Origin of the sequence: Sulfitobacter sp. SBS6 (assembly GCF_048285585.1) — a bacterium.
Taxonomy (GTDB): domain Bacteria; phylum Pseudomonadota; class Alphaproteobacteria; order Rhodobacterales; family Rhodobacteraceae; genus Sulfitobacter; species Sulfitobacter pontiacus.
In genome coordinates this window covers 180,444-197,932 of the sequence record NZ_JBLWBA010000004.1, presented here as the reverse complement: position 1 = coordinate 197,932, position 17,489 = coordinate 180,444, and the positions used below count along the sequence as shown (strand labels likewise).

Below are 17,489 nucleotides of genomic sequence, written 5' to 3'. Positions count from 1 at the left end.
GCGGGGATCGCAGACGTCATGCGTTGTAGGGAAGGCGGGGCACCCGCGCAAGCTATTGCGTTATCGTCAGCTCGATCACCTGGGTTTCCTGCACGGAGAGGAAATTATCGTCTGATATCATCATCACCCGCGTGCGCCCGATGGCGTCGCGCCAAACGGTCAGCGCCTCTAGGTTGTCGTATCGCGCGGGCAGGGTTTGCAGCAGCGTCACCGCGCTTGCCTGATCCCCAGAGAGTTCGATCCGCCGCAGGCGCGTGCGAAACCCCAGTGGGGTGACCGTACGCTCAAGCAGATACAGCCGCCCTTCGTCGTCGAAATCCGCCCCCACGGGGACAAAGGGGCTGTCATTCTCGAGGTAGGCCGCGATGCGCCACGTGCCGTCTTGGTATTTGTACAGCGGGATCTGATCGCCGCGGTTATCCTCGGGCAAGGCATAAAGCGCGCCTGCTGCATCAACGGCCAAAGCTTCAAACCCGGCATTGTCGCGCAGCACTGCGCCCTCGGGCGGGGCGATGAACTGCAATGGGGTGCCGTCGGCAAGGTTGGTACGCGCGATGCGATGATCGCCTTCGTAGCTGATAAAGATGCTGCCATCCGGCGCAATCGCCAGACCTTCGGCGTCGGCCTCGGGTTTGTCCATCACCGCGCCGTTCTTATCGCGCAGCGCGACGGAATGGATGATCTCCATCCCCGTCAGCGTGCCAAGCGCGTCGCGCGACAGATCGGCCACGATGATCCGCCCGCGGTCACTGATCGCGGTAAGCTGTTTGCCATCCGCGCGCATCTCGACACCTGACAGGCCACCGAACCAGGGGGCGTCATGCTCCCACGTCAACTGCTGATGCTGCGCAATAGGGCCATTTGCACCCGCCGCAAAAGCAGCGGAGGCAAAGCCGAGGGCAAAAAGGATCTGTAGCAAACTTAGTTCGAATCCAGCACGGATTGGCATTGCGCTGGCAGGTCAGCAAGCAGCAGTTCGCGCTTTGGCTTGCGCTTGGGCGCATTGGGGTTTGGTGGGGGCGGGTTCAGGATATTCGCCTGCCACTGACGCGCATCGGCGCAGCCGTCGCCCGCAGGGGGCGGATCCTGGTTGACGCAGCCCCTCGCCCCTTTGGGGCAGCTCAGCCGGACGTGGAAATGATAGTGGTGCCCGTACCAAGGACGGATTTTGCGCAGCCAGCTGCGGTCGCCCTTTTCGTCGGCACACATCTGCACCTTGGCCCCGGGGAAAACAAAGATGCGCGCCACGCGGGGGTCAGATGCCGCGGCCTTGAGCACCTGATGGTGCTGCGGGGTCCAGCTGCTGTTCACATAGGCACCGCTGGCCCGACGCATGGAGATAGAGGAAATACTTTCACGCTCTGCCCGGCTGAGCGACAGCGACTTGGGCGGAAGCATCCAGAAATCGGCGTCCAGACCCATCTGGTGGCTGGCGTGCCCTGTCAGCATCGGGCCGCCACGGGGCTGGCTGATATCGCCGACATACAGCCCTTCCCAGCCGGGTTGCTGTGCGGCCTTCGCGCTGAGCGTTTTAATGTAATCGATCATCTCCGGGTGGCCCCAGTTGCGGTTGCGCGACAGGCGCATGGCTTGCCAGGTCGGCCCCGTTTCCGCCAGTTGTTGTGCCCCCGCGACACAGCCCTTTGAATAGCTGCCGTAAGCGGCGGAAGACTGCCGTGACCCGTCGGCTTTCGCGCCAAAAAGCTTCTTGGCCTGAATGTTGCTGCGCGCGCCCCCCGACGACCCGATGGTCGGCAGGATTTTGGACGCTTCCGCATTCGGCTTGGACGGTGACCCGCCGCAGGCCGCCAGCGTGAGGGCCAGCGCGCTACATGTGAGGATTCGTGTCAGGATCATTTCGCGAAATCTCCGTTCGGTTTCACCCAGACTAACAGAACCAGGCCGATGATGAACAGCCCTACGACAGGGGCGATCCCGATCCGTTGGCTGCCGGATACGTCGCTTGCGATGGCGATCAGGGCAGGGGCCAGAAACGAGGTCGCTTTGCCCGACAGCGCGTAAAGGCCAAACGCCTCTGTCATGCGGTCGGGGTTGCCCTGACGGGTCAGCATATTGCGCGACGATGCCTGCAGCGCCCCGCCCGCCGCCCCGATCAAAGCACCAGCGATGTAAAAGGCGATGTCGGGCGCGGAGGATCCTTCGGCCAGCGTGATGCCCATAATCGAGTTGGGCGTCAGCGAGATGATCAGCACGGCCGTTGCAATCAGGATGAGACAGCATGTTACGATCACAGGCATCGGCCCGATCGCACGATCCACACGCCCGCCCACCCAGCAGAACACCGCGCCTGAAATCGCGGCAAGTATCCCGAAGACGCCGATATCAATAATGCTCCAGTTCAATACGCCAAGCGCGTATATCCCGCCGAATGTGTACATTCCGTTAAGCGCATCGCGGTAAAACATGGATGACCCCAAATAGGCCAGCAGCGACGGGTGGCGGGGTAGGTTCTTGAGCGTGACCCAAAGATCAGAAAGCCCTTGCCCCACGCGGTACCGCGCCGCGCAGGTCACCGGCGTATCGCGCACATACAGAAAGAAGGGGATCATGAAGACCGCGTACCAGATTGCGGTCAGTGGCCCGACGATGCGCGTATCGGCTTTGGTCGCGGGGTCCAGCCCGAAGAGCGGGCTTAGCCCCGCCATTGTGCGCCCATTGCTGCCCGCCTGAAACAGCGCGATCATCACGATCAGCGCCACGACACCGCCCACATAGCCAAAAGCCCAGCCTGACCCCGACAGCCGCCCGCGCTCTCCCGGGTCGGGGTGCAGCTCTGGTAGATAGGAGTTGGTGAAAATTGTCGCGAATTCCATCCCGATCAGGCCAATGCCAAAGAAGAAGAGCGCCCACAGGACCGAGAAATCTTGCGGGGCGGTCCACCACAGCGCGGCTGATCCCACCACATAAAGCCCTGAAAACAGCCAGATCCACGGCATCCGCTTGCCCGATGAATCAGCCACCGCCCCAAGGGTCGGGGCCAGTATCGCGATCATGATCCCCGCAACCGTCAGCCCGTAGCCCCAATAGGCCTGTGCCTGCGCCTTGGCCGCATCCAGCGCCATGCCGCTATCCACAAGATTTGCCGTTGCAGTTTGCGCGAAATAGGGGCCGAAAATAAACGTCAGAAGAAGCGTGTTATAGGGTTGGCTGGCCCAGTCAAAGAAATACCAGCCCCAGATTTTCTTGCGCGCTGACGTGGCTGCCATGACTGCTTTCTCCTGTTTTGACGGACGGTAGTGCAGCAGCCCTACGCGGCGCAAGAGCGGTGTTGGGCGCAACGCCAGCGTGAACTGCCCATCAGTATGTCATATGACATCTCAAAAGGGTCGCTTTTCAAATCCTTTTTGCCTACACAGGGTGCCAACGTTAAGAATGTTTTGGATAATTTTACGAGGCTCCGTATGTCGATGATCCGGCTTTTGTACTTCAGCACCGCAGTTCCTTCGGTCTCTAAGGCGGATGTTGCCGACATATTTACCGTCGCTGTGCGCGAGAATGAAAAACACGGTGTCACCGGTGCCTTGGCCTACAACGGACGCAACTTTTGTCAGGTGCTTGAGGGCGAAGAAGCCGCCATCCGCCAGTTGATCGAAAACATCCAGAAAGACAGTCGTCACAGCGGCTTCAAAATCCTCGACGAAAAGCCGATCGAGACACGGCATTTCGCCGATTGGTCGATGCTTCAGGTCGATAGTCTGGATTTTTCTGTCGTCATTAACGCGATGCAAGCGTGATGTGATGCGATTTTACCAAGAGCGGCGGTGCCAAGGCGCTGCCGCTCTTGTTCTTTGTTGCCAGCGCACCTACTTTCGCGCTGTGCAACGAAAGGCCCCCTTATGACATCCCTGTTTCAGATCCTGATGCTTCTGCTGAACATCGTTTGGTTCATCATCATCGCGCATGTCATCATGAGCTGGCTGATTAATTTTCAGGTTTTAAATCTTCGTCAACCTTTGGTGGCGCAAGTTTGGGATGGGCTGAATCGCTTGTTGGAGCCTGTTTACGGCCGGGTCCGCAGCTTTCTGCCGCAAATGGGCGGGCTTGATCTGGCACCGCTGGTCGTTCTGATCGCCGTTGCCGTTTTGCGTATCCTGCTGATCAACAACGCCGCGCTGTTCTACTGATCGGGTGGCTGCTGGGGCAAAGACCCCGCCGGACGCACGGGCAGGGATTGTTCCCCGCCCGCGACTATGAGATTCTGCAAACTGCAGGTTAGATACAGTTGGGTTTTTCATGTCAGGCGCTGCCACGCTACTTCGTGATGTCTTTGGATTTGACGGGTTCCGCCCCGGCCAACAAGAGATCGTAGAGGCCGTTACCGCCGGCGAAAACACATTGGCCATCATGCCCACGGGTGGTGGTAAATCTCTTTGTTTCCAAATGCCTGCACTTTTGCGCGACGGGGTGACGGTGGTGATATCGCCGTTGATTGCGCTGATGCGCGATCAGGTCCGCGCGCTGCAAGAGCTTGGCGTCGGGGCGGGGGCACTGACCTCTGGCAATACGCCAGAGGAAACCGATGCCGTGTGGGAAGGGCTTGAGGCCGGAACGCTCAAGCTGCTCTACATGGCCCCCGAACGGCTCGCTGCCGGGTCGGTTACGGGCATGCTCAAACGGGTTGGCGTATCGCTCATCGCCGTGGACGAGGCGCATTGCGTCAGCCAGTGGGGCCATGATTTCCGCCCCGATTACCTGCGCATCGGCGAATTGCGTCGCACGCTTGACGTTCCGCTGGCCGCGTTCACCGCAACGGCGGACACGGAAACCCAAGCCGAGATCGTTCAGAAACTATTCGATGGTGTCCCCCCGCGCGCCTTCCTGCGCGGGTTCGACCGGCCCAATATCCATCTGGCTTTTGCGGCCAAAAACGGGCCGCGCGCGCAGATACTGAACTTTGCGTCAGGGCGTAGGGGGCAGTCGGGCATCGTCTATTGCGGAACGCGGGCCAAGACCGAAGGGCTGGCCAAAGCGTTGCGCGACGACGGACATCTGGCACTGCATTATCATGGCGGGATGGAGGCGGACGACCGCCGCACCGCCGAACGCCGTTTCCAGCAGGAAGACGGGCTGATTGTAGTGGCGACAGTGGCCTTTGGCATGGGCATCGACAAGCCGGATATCCGCTGGGTGGCCCACGCCGATCTGCCCAAATCCATCGAAGCCTACTATCAAGAAATCGGGCGGGCGGGTCGCGATGGTGCGCCGGCCGAGACGCTGACGTTGTTCGGCCCTGATGATATCCGTTTGCGCCGCAGCCAGATCGACGAAGGGCTCGCCCCGCCCGAACGGCGCGCCGCTGATCATGCACGGCTGAACGCGCTGCTGGGGCTGGCCGAAGCATTGGCGTGTCGCCGTGCGAACCTGTTGAAATACTTTGATGAAACCGATGTCACCTGTGGCAATTGCGACCTTTGTGATACGCCTGTCGATGTGTTTGACGGGACCACCGCCGTGCGCAAGGCGCTGTCGGCGATGCTGCGCACCGAGGAATGGTTTGGCGCAGGCCATCTGATCGACATCCTGCTGGGCAATGAAACCGATAAAATCCGTGAACGCGGGCACAGCGATTTACCGACCTATGGCGTGGGCAAGGAATATGACAAACGCGAATGGCAGGCGGTGTTCCGGCAAATGATGGGGCACGATCTGGTGCGCCCCGATGCCGCGCGTCACGGTGCGCTGCGCATGACCGATGCCGCATTGCCAATCCTGCGCGGTGAGGCGTCGATCTCTCTGCGCCGGGACAGTATCCGCGCCGCCGCATCGCAGCGCCGTCCTGCGGTCAAGGCGATGGTCAGCGACGAGGACGCGCCGCTGCTCTCTGCGCTCAAGGCGAAGCGACGCGGGCTGGCAGAAGCCGCCAAAGTGCCCGCCTATATCATCTTTAATGACCGCACCCTGATCGAGATGGCCGAGAAACGCCCGGATACACTGGACGCCATGGCCCGTATCGGCGGGGTGGGGGCCAAAAAGCTCGAGAACTTTGGCGATGCGTTTCTAGAGGTGATCAACGGGGCCGCCGCCGAGATGCACCCGACGCGGCGCAAGCTGGCGGGGCGCGCGGCAGGATCGGTGTTCGATCAACTCCGCGAAGTGCAAACCACCTTGTCTCGTGGGGCGGATGGCGGCGAAAAACCGTTGAGCTGCTCGACCTCGCTGCTGGCAAAAGTGGCGCAGCTGCACGCGCCGAACCTTGATGCCATCGAACGCATTTTGGGCGAGAAACGCGCCGAAAGGTTTGGCCCCGCATTTCTGGACGTTTTGCAACAAGCGGGCTAGCTCTTGCTGCGACCAAAAAAGGAAAATCCATGCTGACCGTTATCTCTCCCGCCAAGAAAATGGACTGGACCCCACGCGACGTCGCTATGACGACGCCCGACCTGCAGGAAGATGCGGTCGCCTTGGTCAAGGTGGCCCGCGAGCTGAGCGTTGGTGATTTGCAATCATTGATGCACCTGAGCGAGAAACTGGCCAAGCTGAACCGCGACCGTTTCACCGCGTTCAAGGAAAATCCGTCCCCCGATGTTGTGCGCCCCGCTGCCTTTGCCTTTGCTGGTGACACCTATCAGGGGCTGGAAGCGACCAGCCTGGACCCTGATGAACTGGACTATGCCCAAGATCACCTGCGCATTCTGTCGGGACTTTATGGTGTGCTGCGACCCTTGGATGCCATTCAGGCCTACCGGCTTGAGATGGGCAGCCGATTGAAAACCCCGCGGGGCAAATCGCTGTACGACTATTGGGGCGCGCGTCTGTCCGAAGCGTTGAACGAACAGGCGGAACAGACCAACAGCAAGGCGTTGGTGAATTGTGCCAGTCAGGAATATTTCGGCGCGGTCGATCTTAAGGCGCTGGTGCCGACGGTTGTGACACCACAGTTTATGGAAGATAAATCGGACGGCAAAGGGCCCAAGATTGTCAGCTTTTACGCCAAGAAAGCCCGTGGCGCGATGGCGCGTTTCGTGGTGCAGAACCGCCTTACCGACGCCGAGGCGATCAAGGATTTCGATGTTGGCGGGTACGCATGGCAGAAAGAGCTGTCGACGCCGGAAAAACCCGTATTTGTGCGGCCCTATCCCACCAGCTGACCCTCTAGCGGGAAAGCCGCGTTGGGGCAGTAACGGTTAAGGAGCGCCACAAGCTCAGCCTTGCGCAGGGGTTTGGTGAGGAAATGATCCAGCCCGGCGGCGAGTATTCTTTCCTTTTCGTCCTGAATGGCATGCGCTGTCAGCGCGACAATCGGGCAGCTGCTTGCCCCGTCTTCCAGCGCACGAATGGCGGCGGCGGCATCTTTGCCGTTCATCTTGGGCATAGAGATGTCCATGAACACCAGATCGGGCCGGAAGGTTTCAAACAGCGCAACTGCCTCTTGCCCGTTGGTGGCAAGTTGCAGGTCGATGTTCAGCCGTTGCAGCATCTTTCGAAGCACCAGACGATTGGTCTTATTGTCCTCGGCCGCCAAGACCCGCATCGGACGGGTACCAACGGGCACCGGCTGCATCGTTGACACCTCGGCCAGCAGCTCGGTGACACTAATCGGGTTCTTCATGATCCGGCGCACGCTCGTATCATCCATACTATCGCGAATCTTGTCGGGCGTCTGACTGTACAGGATTACCTCGGTCGCGGGGTCGGAGCCATGTACAGCGCGGGCAAATTCGATCCCGTCCATATCGGGCAGCGTGTCGTCGACAAGCAGCAGATCAATACTTCCGTCCAGCGCGGCCAGCCCCGCTTCACCGGTGCCACAGGAAGTCACGCGCACACCGATATGTTCCAGATTGCGCTGCAAGATTGATCGGCAGATCGTTTCCCTTTCGACAATCAGGACATGGCGCAGGAAGGGGGGGGGCTTAAGCGGTGGCGCGGCACTGTCCTCTTGGGCCTTCAGGGGCAGTTCGAAGCCGAAGCACGACCCAACCCCATGCTCTGACGTGACCCAAATCTCGCCCCCCATCAGTTGTACCAGACGTTGGCAGATGGCGAGCCCCAGTCCCGTCCCCTCTGCATTGGGGCTGGGGTCACTGCTGGCTTGGGTAAATTCCCCCATGATATGTTCAATCATGTCCGGCGCGATGCCGATGCCCGTATCCTCGATAGAGATTTTGATCAGCACGTTGCCAGAGCCCGCGTCGGGAAGCCCCGTGGCGCGGATCAGGATATGCCCATTTTGCGTAAACTTAACAGCATTTCCCACCAGGTTGGTAAGCACTTGCCGGATACGCCCTGCATCGCCGACCAGTTTGCGCGGCAGGAACAGGTCGTAATCCAGCGCGAGGTCCAGCCCCTTTTGCACCGCAAGGGGCTGTAAAAGCAGCAGTACCTCTTGGAAGACACGTTCCAGATCAAATGGGGCGGGGTGGATGCTCAGGCGGTTTGCCTCGATGCGCGAGAAATCCAGAACGTCGTTGATGATGACCAGCAACGCTTCACCAGAGGTCTTTATGGTGTCGACATATAGGCGTTGGTCTTGGGTCAGCGCGGTATCGCCAAGCACCTCCGTCATGCCTACGATCCCGTTCATCGGTGTGCGGATTTCGTGGCTCATCTTGGCAAGGAAAAGGGATTTCGCGCTGTTGGCTGCTTCGGCCGTGGCGCGGGCATCGACAAGCTTGCGTTGATATTCCACGGTTTCGGTAATGTCGCGGGCGAGTGATACGATATCACCGCCTTTTCCCCTTTGATCGACAATCTTGATATATGCGCCATTCCAAAGCTTTATGATGATGGGTGCCGGAGCCTTTTGCTGCGATCGCAGAAGCATCTTGGCGCGCCATTCCTCTGGCGTACGGCGCCCGATGTTAACGATCCCCTCATCGGTGAGCACGCGAAGGATGGTAGAATAGCTGACACCCGGGCGGATGGCATCAATACCGTCGAACACGGCCAGATAAGACCGATTGGCCATGATCATTTCATTGTCTTTGTTGAAAAAGGCAAAGCCGTCGTGGATGGTTTCGACCGAATGCCACAGCCGGCGTTGGGTTAGTTCGATCTGTTCGCGCGCGGCACAAAGATCGGACATCACCCGTTTGTTTTCGCCGCGGATGTTTTCAACCTCCGCCCGTGTTTCAGAAATCTCGACAGAGACATTTTGCGCGTGGTCATCCAGCTTGCGATAAGCGGCACAAAGCTCTGCCTGGGTTTGTTCAAGCAGCGCTTCCACCTCTGCGCGGCGGCGTTGTTCACGGGCAAGCTGGTCAGCTGGTTTCATCCAAAGCTCCGAATCCCTCCTATCGGGGGGATCATGGGGGGCTCGGGGTGAACAACTGCTTAATCGTTACGTGATTTATCGGGCGGTGGCGTTGTTTTTAAGGTTAACGCCGCCCTTCGCGCAGCCATGCTGCAAGGATCAGGGCGCTGCCCAGCAACAGGACGAGCCACGCGGGCAAGATAGGCATCTGCCGCACGTCACGTGTTTCATAGGCGTTGCGAGGGGTCAGACCGATCCATCCACGTCCGGCTGCGGGGCGCCCGACACGTATGTCGCGGAGGCGAGGCAGGCCGTCCTCGATCCGCGCGACACCACCGCGCAGGGGCGCAAGTACGGGGGCGAGGGTTTCGTCGCTGGCAATCGTTTCCACAAACTCCCGCGGGGCGGCGGGTCCCAAACCGATCACCGCGCTTTGGTCGCCATTTTCCAGCCGGTAAAGGCCAATCTCGGGGCCTTCGTAAACCCCTTCGAAGACACCCGGCGTGGCTGGCGAAAGCGTGATCTCTGCCGTGCTGCCATCGGGGTTGGTCAGGGTGACAGGCGGGATGTCATCCCCCAGCGTGCGACGGGTGATGCGCATGGTCTGGCCTTCGGCTGTGGCGGTCAGGGCCTCTTCCTCAAGCTCGGGTTCTTTCATCATCCAGTGGGCCAGCCGCCGCAACAGCTCTAGCTGCGGGCCGCCACCTTCATAGCCACGGTTCCAAAGCCACGCATGATCAGACGCCATGAGCGCAACGCGCCCTTCCTCCACACGGTTCAGGATCAGCAGCGGCCGGTCATCTTCGCCGGTCATCACCACATGGCCCAAGGGATCGGCCACATCGATCTGCCGCAGCCAGCGTCCCCATGTTTCCTGTTCGGGCAAGCCGCTGGTTACCGGATGGCGGTGCCCCAGCTCGGACACCAGCGGGCGGTAGGGCTGTTCGATCACCCGCGCGGTCGGCGTGGCGGGCAAGACCTCTCCGAGGGGGGAGCGGTAGATGCTGTCGGCGCTCGCGAAATCCGCCCCGGCAGCGACCAGCACAGCACCCCCGCCGCGCACATAATTGGCGACGTTTTCAAGATATAGCGACGGTAGGATGCCGCGGCGTTTGTAGCGGTCAAAGATGATCAGATCGAAATCCTCGATCTTTTCCATGAACAACTCGCGGGTGGGAAAGGCGATCAGCGAAAGTTCGTCCACCGGCACGCCATCCTGTTTTTCCGGCGGGCGCAGGATCGTGAAATGCACCAGATCGACAGAGCTGTCTGATTTCAGCAAATTGCGCCACGTACGCCCGCCCTGATGCGGCTCCCCGCTGACGAGAAGCACCCGCAGGCGGTCGCGCACCCCGTTGATCTGGATCAGCGCGGCATTGTTGCGGTCGGTCAGCTCTCCTTCGGCCTCGGGCAGCGAGAACCGGATCACATTGCGCCCGCCGTGGGGCAGGGTGACGGGAAGTTCCAGATCTTGCCCCACGGGGACGCGGAAGGTCTGCGGCGGCTCCCCATCGACCGAAATTTCAAGCGGGGCCAGCGCGTCTTTTTGCGGGGCGGCCCCGAGGTCGTCGATGCGCAGGGTCAGGGTCACGGGTTCGCCGATGATGGCAAAGGCAGGGGCGTTGCGGACGGACAGGCGGCGATCCCAATCGCTTTGCTTCCCGGTCATCAACAGATGCATCGGTGCGGGCAGATCGACTGGCAGGTCGGCGTCGTGAATGCGCCCGTCGCTGAGCGCAAGGATGCCAGCGATCCGGGCGCGCGGCTCTTCGGCAAGCACCTCTGACAGGGCGGTCATCAGCTGCGTGCCGCTATCGCCTTCTCCATCGGGCACGGTCACGCGGCGCAGTTCCGTATTCTCGCGCGCGGTGATCTGTGCCGCCAACGTCTCGGCGGCGGCGGCGGTTTGTGCGGGCCGGTCTGCGAGGGATTGGCTGGCGCTTTCGTCTTCCAGCATCACGACGATATCGGTCAGCGGCGCGCGGTCTTCCTGCTGCACGGAGGGGCCAGATAGCGCCGCCAGAACGACGAGCATCGCTGCCCCCCGCAGCGCCCAGCCTTGCAACCCGCGCAGCACCGCCAAGGCAACGGCCACCAGCGCCAGTGCGGCAACGCCCCATAGCATCGGCAGCGGGATCAGCGGGTCGAAGATGATGGTCGATGTCATTGGCCCAACCTGTCCAGCAGCGCAGGCACATGCACCTGATCGGATTTATAGTTGCCGGTCAGCACATGCATGACCAGATTGACGCCGAAGCGGTAGGCCAGCTCGCGCTGACGTTCCCCGGCGAAACCGCGCCCGATCGGTACCATCGGCGCGCCGTTCGAGGATACGGCCCAGGCCGCGGCCCAGTCATTGCCACCGATGACAACCGGGCTCACCCCGTCATTCAGATTGCGAAACGGCATCCCCTCTACCTGTTCGGCGTCGGGGGGCGATGCCTCTACCCACAGATCGCGCCCGCTGTGCCGTCCGGGGAAGTCCTGCAGCAGATAGAACGTGCGGGTCAGCACGTGATCCGCAGGCAAGGGTTCAAGCGGAGGGATGTCCAGCGGCGCGGCGAGGTCTTGTAGCTTGCGCCCATTGGGGCTGGCGGCTCCGAAGCCCGCGATATTCGCGTCACGTGTGTCGAACAGGATCATCCCGCCGGAGCGCAGATAGTCGTTCAGCTTGCGATAGGCCGCATCCGAAGGGCGGGGCTGATCGGGGGTGATGGGCCAGTATAGCATGGGGAAGAAAGCAAGCTCATCCCGCTCCAGATCTACCCCGATGGGGTTGGCAGGTTCGACCGAGGTGCGGAAATAAAGCGTATCCGACAACCCGCGCAATCCGGCATCCGACATCTCGTCAACCGACGCGTTGCCGGTGATCACATAGGCCAGCGTCATCTCCGCCGTGGCATTCAGGGCAAAGCTGTCGTCCGCCTGCGCATCGGCCTGCGTCGGTGCATAGATCAGCGCCGCAAGGATCAGCCCTGCGGCATTGCTTTGCCTGAGCAGCCGCCCCGACAAGGACAGCGACGCGATGACATCAGCGAGCAGCAGTAGAATCGACAGGGACAACAGCCAACCGGCAAGCGGCTGTTCATCGGCCACATCAAGCCCACGTACTGGCATATCCGCTGGCCATGCCGCGGGGGTCAATGTGGTATCTGCAACCACCACATTGCGCGCAATGCGCCGATCGCCAGAGGCATAGACCCCCGGTTGCAGGTCTGGGCCCGCAGGCGCGGCCATCAGATCAGCCCCGTCCACACCGGGCAGCGTACCCGCGTCAGACAATGTGCCAAACCCGTCCATCACGCGCAGGGGCGTCCACGTCGTGCCTTGTAGGTCCGAAGCCTCGATACCGGCGGAAGATGAAGAAATCGCTAACCGTTCCATCATCTGCACAAACAGCCCCGACAGCGGCAACGTCGACCACTCGGCCGTGGCTGTCACGTGAAACAATACGATCTGCCCCTGTCCTACCTGCTTGCGGGTGACCAGCGGGGTGCCATCGCTCAGCGACGCGATCACACGCTCTGCCAGTGTCGGGTCGGGCTGCGCGACGACCTGGGCCGAGACGGTCACATCCTGCGGTATCTCCAGACCGTAGAAAGGAGAGGACTCGCGGAAGCTGTCCAGCGTTTTCGGGGCGCCCCAGCTCATTGCGCCGCCGACACTGCGGCCACCGGCCCGCAGGCGCACAGGCATCAGAGGGTCTTCGGTATCTCGGCTGATGTCGCTGGCAGCGATGCGTGGACCGGCGAAACGCACCAACATGCCACCGGCTTCGATCCAGTCGATCAAGGGGGCCTGCTCTGCCTCCGATAGGGTCGCGATATCGGCCAGTACGATCACATCGGGGTTTGCGGGCAGCACATCGCCAATTCCCCCCTCAATCAGATCGGCGGCGGGGGCCAAGGCCTGTTCGATGTAGTGCAGGGGGGACAGCAGCTCCAGCCCCTCGCGGTTTTCCCGCCCGGCGATCAGCCCAACCTCGCGTCGCCGCAGCGCATCATCCACCAGCGTCGTCGCCCCGGCGGAGCGTTGGCCCGCGATGTCGAAACGCGTGATCCGCGCGCGCAGCTCTGCGGGCAGGGACAGGGCCGCGCTGGCCTGCGTTGATCCTGCGTCGAATGTGGCCGGAACGCTGGCAAGGACGCGGATATTCCCCGCCGGATCACGGCCCTGCGCCGTGATGGTCACTGACCGCTCAGCACCAGCGAGGGCGCGCTTGGCGGTCAGGGTAATCGCCCCGTCCTCATAGGTCGCGGGGGCCAGTGCCAGTACGTCTGCACCAGTCTGATAGACCTCGACGCTGCCCTTGCCCTGAAGCGCATCAAGCACCGCGTCGCGCCCGGCATAGGCCAGCCCGTCGCTGAACCACAGGGTATCGAAACCGCCAAGCGTGTCCGCGATCTCTATCGCGCGGTCAATGTCGGCGGGGGAGGGCTGCCAAGGGGCGGGATCAAACCCGGCCAGGCGGCTGCGCCATGCGTCAGCGGATTGAAAGGCGGGTGCTTCTGGTCGGGTGAGGGCAAGAAAACCGACAGTGCGACCAGCGCGTGCCGCACGGGTCAACTGCGCTTCTAGCGCTTCGGTTTGCTGAGGCCAACGCGTGGCTCCCGCCCAAGACCCGTCGAGCACGATCAGCAGCGGGCCGGTGCCTTGGGTCTGTTCCTCCTGCGGGTTCAGGATCGGTCCGGCCAGCCCGATGATCAACGCGGCCACCGCCAGCATGCGCAGCAGCAGCAACCACCACGGCGTGCGGTCCGACACGCTTTCATCATCGCTCAGCCCAAGCAGCAGTGCCACGCCGGGAAAGCGGCGGCGGATCGGCGCAGGTGGCACCGCGCGAAGGATCAGCCACAGGATCGGCAACGCCAGAAGCGCCAGCAGCATCCACGGCGCGGTAAAGCCGATGCCCCCTAGAACGGTCATGCTGCCCCCCCGCTGCGCGTATCCAGCGCCGCATAGAGCCACAAAAGCGCCGATTGTGCGGTGCTGTCGGTGTGGTGCAGCCCGTACTGCCAGCCGGTCAGGGCACAAAGATGCCGCAGCTCTGCCTTGCGCGCGGCGAGCCGTTCCAGATAGCGGTCTTTCAGGTCGTTCGCTTTCAAGGTCTCGTGGCGCAGCGTGCCGCCGACGCTTTCAAAGATGGTGCGGCCGGTGAAGGGGAAGGCCTCCTCCGAGGGGTCCAGCACATGATATAACACGCCGCGCACCCCGCGGTCCGCCGCTTTGGTCAGCGCGGTGGTCACCCCCGCAAGATCACCCATGAAGTCAGAGATGAACACAGCCCGTGCATGGGGGATCATGGCGCGATGTTCCGGCGGGGCGTAGTCGGCGGCGTCGTCCTGACACAGGGCTTCGGCAAGGCGCAGGATCTGCGGCCTGCCGGATCGCGGGGGCAGGGCGCTGCCGGTCAGCCCGACCCGTTCACCGCCCCGTTGCAGCAGGATCGCCAGCGCCAACCCGATCAGCCGCGCGCGGTCGCCCTTCTGTTCCAACGCAGCCGTCGAGGCAAAGCGCATGGACGCCCCCTGATCGACCCAAAGCATGACCGACTGCGCGATCTGCCATTCGCGTTCGCGCACGAACTCATGGTCCCCCATTGCCGAACGCCGGTGATCGATGCTGCGACGGCTATCCCCGGCCTGTGCCGGACGGTATTGCCAGAAATCATCCCCCACCCCTGCGCGTCGACGCCCATGAGCACCCAGCAGGACTGCACCGGCCAGATGCTCTGCACGGGCCAGCAGCGCGGGCAAACGGGCGGCTTGCTCCTCTGATCGGATGCGAAGGGTGTCGGGGCTGTTCACGCCGCGGCCTTTTTCCCGATCAGGCTGGCAGCAGTTGTGTCAATCAGCGCAGATAGGCTGTCGCCTCGGGCGCGCGCCGCGAAGTTCAGCGCCATACGGTGCAGCAACACAGGACGGGCCATATCGATGACATCCTCCGCCGACGGTGCCAGACGCCCCTGCAACAAAGCGCGGGCCCGCACGGTCAGCATCAACGCTTGCGCGGCGCGGGGGCCGGGGCCCCACGCCACGGTATCGCGCACTTGCGGGCTGGCATCAGGCCCGTCAGGGCGGAAGGCGCGGACCAGATCAAGGATCAGCTCGACCACCGATTCACCCACGGGCATCTGCCGCAGCAGCGTTTGCGCGGCCAGTAGCTCTGCCGTGGTAAAGACGGATGCGGCCTGCGCATCGGTATCCCCTGTGGTGGCCAGCAGAATATCCCGCTCTGTCTCCCGGTCGGGGTAGGCCACATCGATCTGCACCAAAAAGCGGTCAAGCTGGGCCTCGGGCAGCGGGTAGGTGCCTTCTTGTTCAATGGGGTTCTGGGTGGCGAGCACGTGAAACGGATGCCCCAAGGCGCGGTCCTGTCCGGCGACGGTCACGGTCTTTTCCTGCATCGCCTGCAGCAAGGCCGACTGGGTGCGCGGCGAGGCGCGGTTGATCTCGTCCGCCATCAGCAACTGACAAAAGATCGGCCCCTCGACAAAGCGGAACGCGCGGGTGCCATCGGCGGCGGTGTCCAGCACCTCTGACCCCAGAATATCGGCAGGCATCAAATCGGGCGTGAACTGAACCCGATTGCCATCCAGCCCCATTACCGTGCTCAGCGTTTCGACCAGCCGCGTCTTGCCCAGACCCGGTAAACCGATCAGCAGCCCGTGGCCACCGCACAGCAGGGCCGTCAGCGTCAGGTCAACGACCCGTTGCTGCCCGATGAAACGCCGGTTGATCGAGGCCTTCGCCTCGGCCAGCTTTTCGCCAAGCGTCTCGATTTCTGCTACCATATCGCGGGCTTGGGTCATGACTTTTGCGTCCTCGGGGTTATATCAGTTAGATGTAAGTGTATCGTGTGAACAGGAAATGGCAAAAGCAATGAGTGGACAAAAAACCGTGACCCCGACAGCAGAAAGCCTTGCCGCCTCTGTTTCCGCCGCCAAAACACGCGGATTGCCGCCGGTTGAAAAGTGGAACCCCCCGTTTTGTGGCGATCTGGACATGGAGATCAGACGCGACGGCATTTGGTTCTACCAAGGCACCCCCATCGGACGCATCGGGCTGGTAAAGCTGTTCGCATCGATTCTGATCCGCGAAGAGGATGATTATTTCCTTGTGACGCCGGTTGAAAAGGTCGGCATCAAGGTCGAGGACGCCCCCTTTGTCGCCATCGATTTCGAGGCCGAAGGCAGTGGCACCGACCAGAGGCTGACCTTCCAGACCAATCTGGAAGACATCGCCGTCGCAGGCCCCGATCTGCCGATCCGAGTTGAGCGCGACCCCGAAGATGGTGAACCCGCGCCCTACGTCCGTGTCCGCCGCAACCTGGAGGCGCTGATCGACCGCAAAAGCTTTTACCGGTTGGTCGAGCTTGGCGTGCATCACGACGGCTGGTTCGGCGTATGGTCGGGCGGCAGCTTCTTTGGTATTATCCCCTCGGACGAACTGCCCGATTGATCCTGCCTGCCAAAGCGCGACAATAGCGGCCCGAACCGGATGATCCTTCATGAAGCCAGCCGCGAACCTTACTCTGCTGTGGCCCGAGCTGCCCTATCTTGACCGTTTTGCCGTCGCCGCAAAGGCAGGATTTACCGCCGTAGAGGTGCTTTTCCCCTATGATCTGGCCGCCAAAGAGACGCTGCGCGCCTGTGTCGCCAACGGCTTGCAGCTGATCCTGATCAACGCCCCGCCGCCCAATTACACCGGCGGCGCACAGGGCTTTGCCGCGGTGCCCGAACAGGCGGCCCGTTTCCGCGCCGATATCCAGCGGTCGTTTCGATATGCCACCGCGCTCAAGGTCCGCTATCTGCATGTCATGGCGGGCAATGGGCAAGGCGCGCTGGCGCGGCAAACCTTCATCGACAATCTGATCTGGGCGGCTGATATCGCGCCCAAGGGGCTTACCCTGACGGTCGAACCGCTGAACCCCGTCGCGATGCCGGGGTATTTCATGAACGACTACGCGCTTGCCGCCGATGTGCTGCGTGCTGTGAACCGGCCGAACGTCCGGCTGCAGTATGACAGCTACCACGCGCAGATGATCCACGGCGACGCGGTGGCGGTGTTCGATCAATACAAAGACCTGATCGCACATGTGCAGCTTGGCGACGCGCCCGATCGCAGCGCGCCCGGTACGGGTACGGTTGATTTCCCCGCGCTCTTCGCCGCCCTGCGTCGCGCGGGGTATCGCGGCTGGGTCAGTGGCGAATATATCCCCGGCCCACGGACCGAGGACAGCCTCGGCTGGATGACACTCAGCTAGCCGCAGGGGG

The 17,489-nt window shown here is 62.0% G+C and carries 14 protein-coding genes; 6 read left to right on the top strand and 8 right to left on the bottom strand.

The window, feature by feature from the left end:
• Positions 1–52 precede the first annotated feature (52 nt).
• From ACNQ62_RS02205 to ACNQ62_RS02195, 3 genes are read right to left on the bottom strand one after another with little or no spacing between them, the layout of a single operon-like run.
• Positions 53–919: an esterase-like activity of phytase family protein gene (locus ACNQ62_RS02205; protein ID WP_168592340.1), complete on the bottom strand. Its 867-nt coding sequence runs from the start codon at positions 917–919 to the stop codon at positions 53–55.
• Positions 920–921: 2 nt separating this feature from the next.
• The gene (mepA, locus tag ACNQ62_RS02200) at positions 922–1,857 is read right to left on the bottom strand and encodes a penicillin-insensitive murein endopeptidase (RefSeq protein ID WP_418094106.1); all 936 of its coding nucleotides are present in this window, start codon (positions 1,855–1,857) and stop codon (positions 922–924) included.
• Positions 1,854–3,227 (bottom strand): MFS transporter, encoded by a 1,374-nt coding sequence (locus tag ACNQ62_RS02195; RefSeq protein ID WP_418094105.1) that lies wholly within the window; start codon positions 3,225–3,227, stop codon positions 1,854–1,856. Before ACNQ62_RS02195 ends, mepA begins: the two co-directional genes overlap by 4 nt.
• Before the next feature lie 201 nt (positions 3,228–3,428).
• On the opposite strand from ACNQ62_RS02195, the gene ACNQ62_RS02190 reads away from it, so the two are divergent.
• From ACNQ62_RS02190 to yaaA, 4 genes are all read left to right on the top strand, one after another.
• Positions 3,429–3,755, top strand: a complete 327-nt coding sequence (locus ACNQ62_RS02190) for a BLUF domain-containing protein (protein WP_235183734.1) — start codon at positions 3,429–3,431, stop codon at positions 3,753–3,755.
• A gap of 102 nt (positions 3,756–3,857) precedes the next feature.
• A complete protein-coding gene (locus ACNQ62_RS02185) occupies positions 3,858–4,145 on the top strand; it encodes a YggT family protein (RefSeq protein ID WP_005850500.1) in 288 nt (95 codons plus the stop codon).
• Positions 4,146–4,254: 109 nt separating this feature from the next.
• Positions 4,255–6,300 (top strand): DNA helicase RecQ, encoded by a 2,046-nt coding sequence (gene recQ, locus ACNQ62_RS02180; RefSeq protein WP_184583589.1) that lies wholly within the window; start codon positions 4,255–4,257, stop codon positions 6,298–6,300.
• Between the two features lie 29 nt (positions 6,301–6,329).
• Positions 6,330–7,109 carry a peroxide stress protein YaaA gene (yaaA, locus tag ACNQ62_RS02175; RefSeq protein ID WP_184583588.1) on the top strand — a complete coding sequence of 260 codons (780 nt, stop codon included), beginning with the start codon at positions 6,330–6,332 and terminating at the stop codon, positions 7,107–7,109.
• Here the strand turns inward: yaaA and ACNQ62_RS02170 are convergent.
• From ACNQ62_RS02170 to ACNQ62_RS02150, 5 genes are all read right to left on the bottom strand, one after another.
• A complete protein-coding gene (locus tag ACNQ62_RS02170; protein WP_418094104.1) occupies positions 7,094–9,235 on the bottom strand; it encodes a response regulator in 2,142 nt (713 codons plus the stop codon). The genes yaaA and ACNQ62_RS02170 overlap by 16 nt on opposite strands.
• A gap of 103 nt (positions 9,236–9,338) precedes the next feature.
• Positions 9,339–11,381, bottom strand: coding sequence for a hypothetical protein (locus tag ACNQ62_RS02165; RefSeq protein WP_418094103.1), 2,043 nt, complete (start codon positions 11,379–11,381; stop codon positions 9,339–9,341).
• Positions 11,378–14,140 (bottom strand): DUF4159 domain-containing protein, encoded by a 2,763-nt coding sequence (locus ACNQ62_RS02160; RefSeq protein WP_418094102.1) that lies wholly within the window; start codon positions 14,138–14,140, stop codon positions 11,378–11,380. The genes ACNQ62_RS02165 and ACNQ62_RS02160 overlap by 4 nt, the downstream gene beginning before the upstream one ends.
• Positions 14,137–15,021, bottom strand: a complete 885-nt coding sequence (locus ACNQ62_RS02155) for a DUF58 domain-containing protein (RefSeq protein WP_418094101.1) — start codon at positions 15,019–15,021, stop codon at positions 14,137–14,139. The genes ACNQ62_RS02160 and ACNQ62_RS02155 overlap by 4 nt, the downstream gene beginning before the upstream one ends.
• Positions 15,018–16,025, bottom strand: a complete 1,008-nt coding sequence (locus tag ACNQ62_RS02150; protein ID WP_168592333.1) for an AAA family ATPase — start codon at positions 16,023–16,025, stop codon at positions 15,018–15,020. Before ACNQ62_RS02150 ends, ACNQ62_RS02155 begins: the two co-directional genes overlap by 4 nt.
• Positions 16,026–16,095: 70 nt before the next feature.
• Here ACNQ62_RS02150 and ACNQ62_RS02145 point away from each other — a divergent pair, with 70 nt between their 5' ends.
• Positions 16,096–16,674: a DUF1285 domain-containing protein gene (locus ACNQ62_RS02145; RefSeq protein ID WP_418094100.1), complete on the top strand. Its 579-nt coding sequence runs from the start codon at positions 16,096–16,098 to the stop codon at positions 16,672–16,674.
• 49 nt (positions 16,675–16,723) lie between these two features.
• Positions 16,724–17,479 carry a hydroxypyruvate isomerase family protein gene (locus tag ACNQ62_RS02140; RefSeq protein WP_418094099.1) on the top strand — a complete coding sequence of 252 codons (756 nt, stop codon included), beginning with the start codon at positions 16,724–16,726 and terminating at the stop codon, positions 17,477–17,479.
• Positions 17,480–17,489 lie beyond the last annotated feature (10 nt).

Excerpts from the sequence above, each read along its gene's own strand:
- mepA (WP_418094106.1), bottom strand. The coding sequence starts at position 1,857 with ATGATCCTGACACGAATCCTCACATGTAGCGCGCTGGCCCTCACGCTG.
- ACNQ62_RS02195 (WP_418094105.1), bottom strand. The coding sequence starts at position 3,227 with ATGGCAGCCACGTCAGCGCGCAAGAAAATCTGGGGCTGGTATTTCTTT.
- ACNQ62_RS02190 (WP_235183734.1), top strand. The coding sequence starts at position 3,429 with ATGATCCGGCTTTTGTACTTCAGCACCGCAGTTCCTTCGGTCTCTAAG.
- ACNQ62_RS02185 (WP_005850500.1), top strand. The coding sequence starts at position 3,858 with ATGACATCCCTGTTTCAGATCCTGATGCTTCTGCTGAACATCGTTTGG.
- recQ (WP_184583589.1), top strand. The coding sequence starts at position 4,255 with ATGTCAGGCGCTGCCACGCTACTTCGTGATGTCTTTGGATTTGACGGG.
- yaaA (WP_184583588.1), top strand. The coding sequence starts at position 6,330 with ATGCTGACCGTTATCTCTCCCGCCAAGAAAATGGACTGGACCCCACGC.
- ACNQ62_RS02170 (WP_418094104.1), bottom strand. The coding sequence starts at position 9,235 with ATGAAACCAGCTGACCAGCTTGCCCGTGAACAACGCCGCCGCGCAGAG.
- ACNQ62_RS02165 (WP_418094103.1), bottom strand. The coding sequence starts at position 11,381 with ATGACATCGACCATCATCTTCGACCCGCTGATCCCGCTGCCGATGCTA.
- ACNQ62_RS02160 (WP_418094102.1), bottom strand. The coding sequence starts at position 14,140 with ATGACCGTTCTAGGGGGCATCGGCTTTACCGCGCCGTGGATGCTGCTG.
- ACNQ62_RS02150 (WP_168592333.1), bottom strand. The coding sequence starts at position 16,025 with ATGACCCAAGCCCGCGATATGGTAGCAGAAATCGAGACGCTTGGCGAA.
- ACNQ62_RS02145 (WP_418094100.1), top strand. The coding sequence starts at position 16,096 with ATGAGTGGACAAAAAACCGTGACCCCGACAGCAGAAAGCCTTGCCGCC.
- ACNQ62_RS02140 (WP_418094099.1), top strand. The coding sequence starts at position 16,724 with ATGAAGCCAGCCGCGAACCTTACTCTGCTGTGGCCCGAGCTGCCCTAT.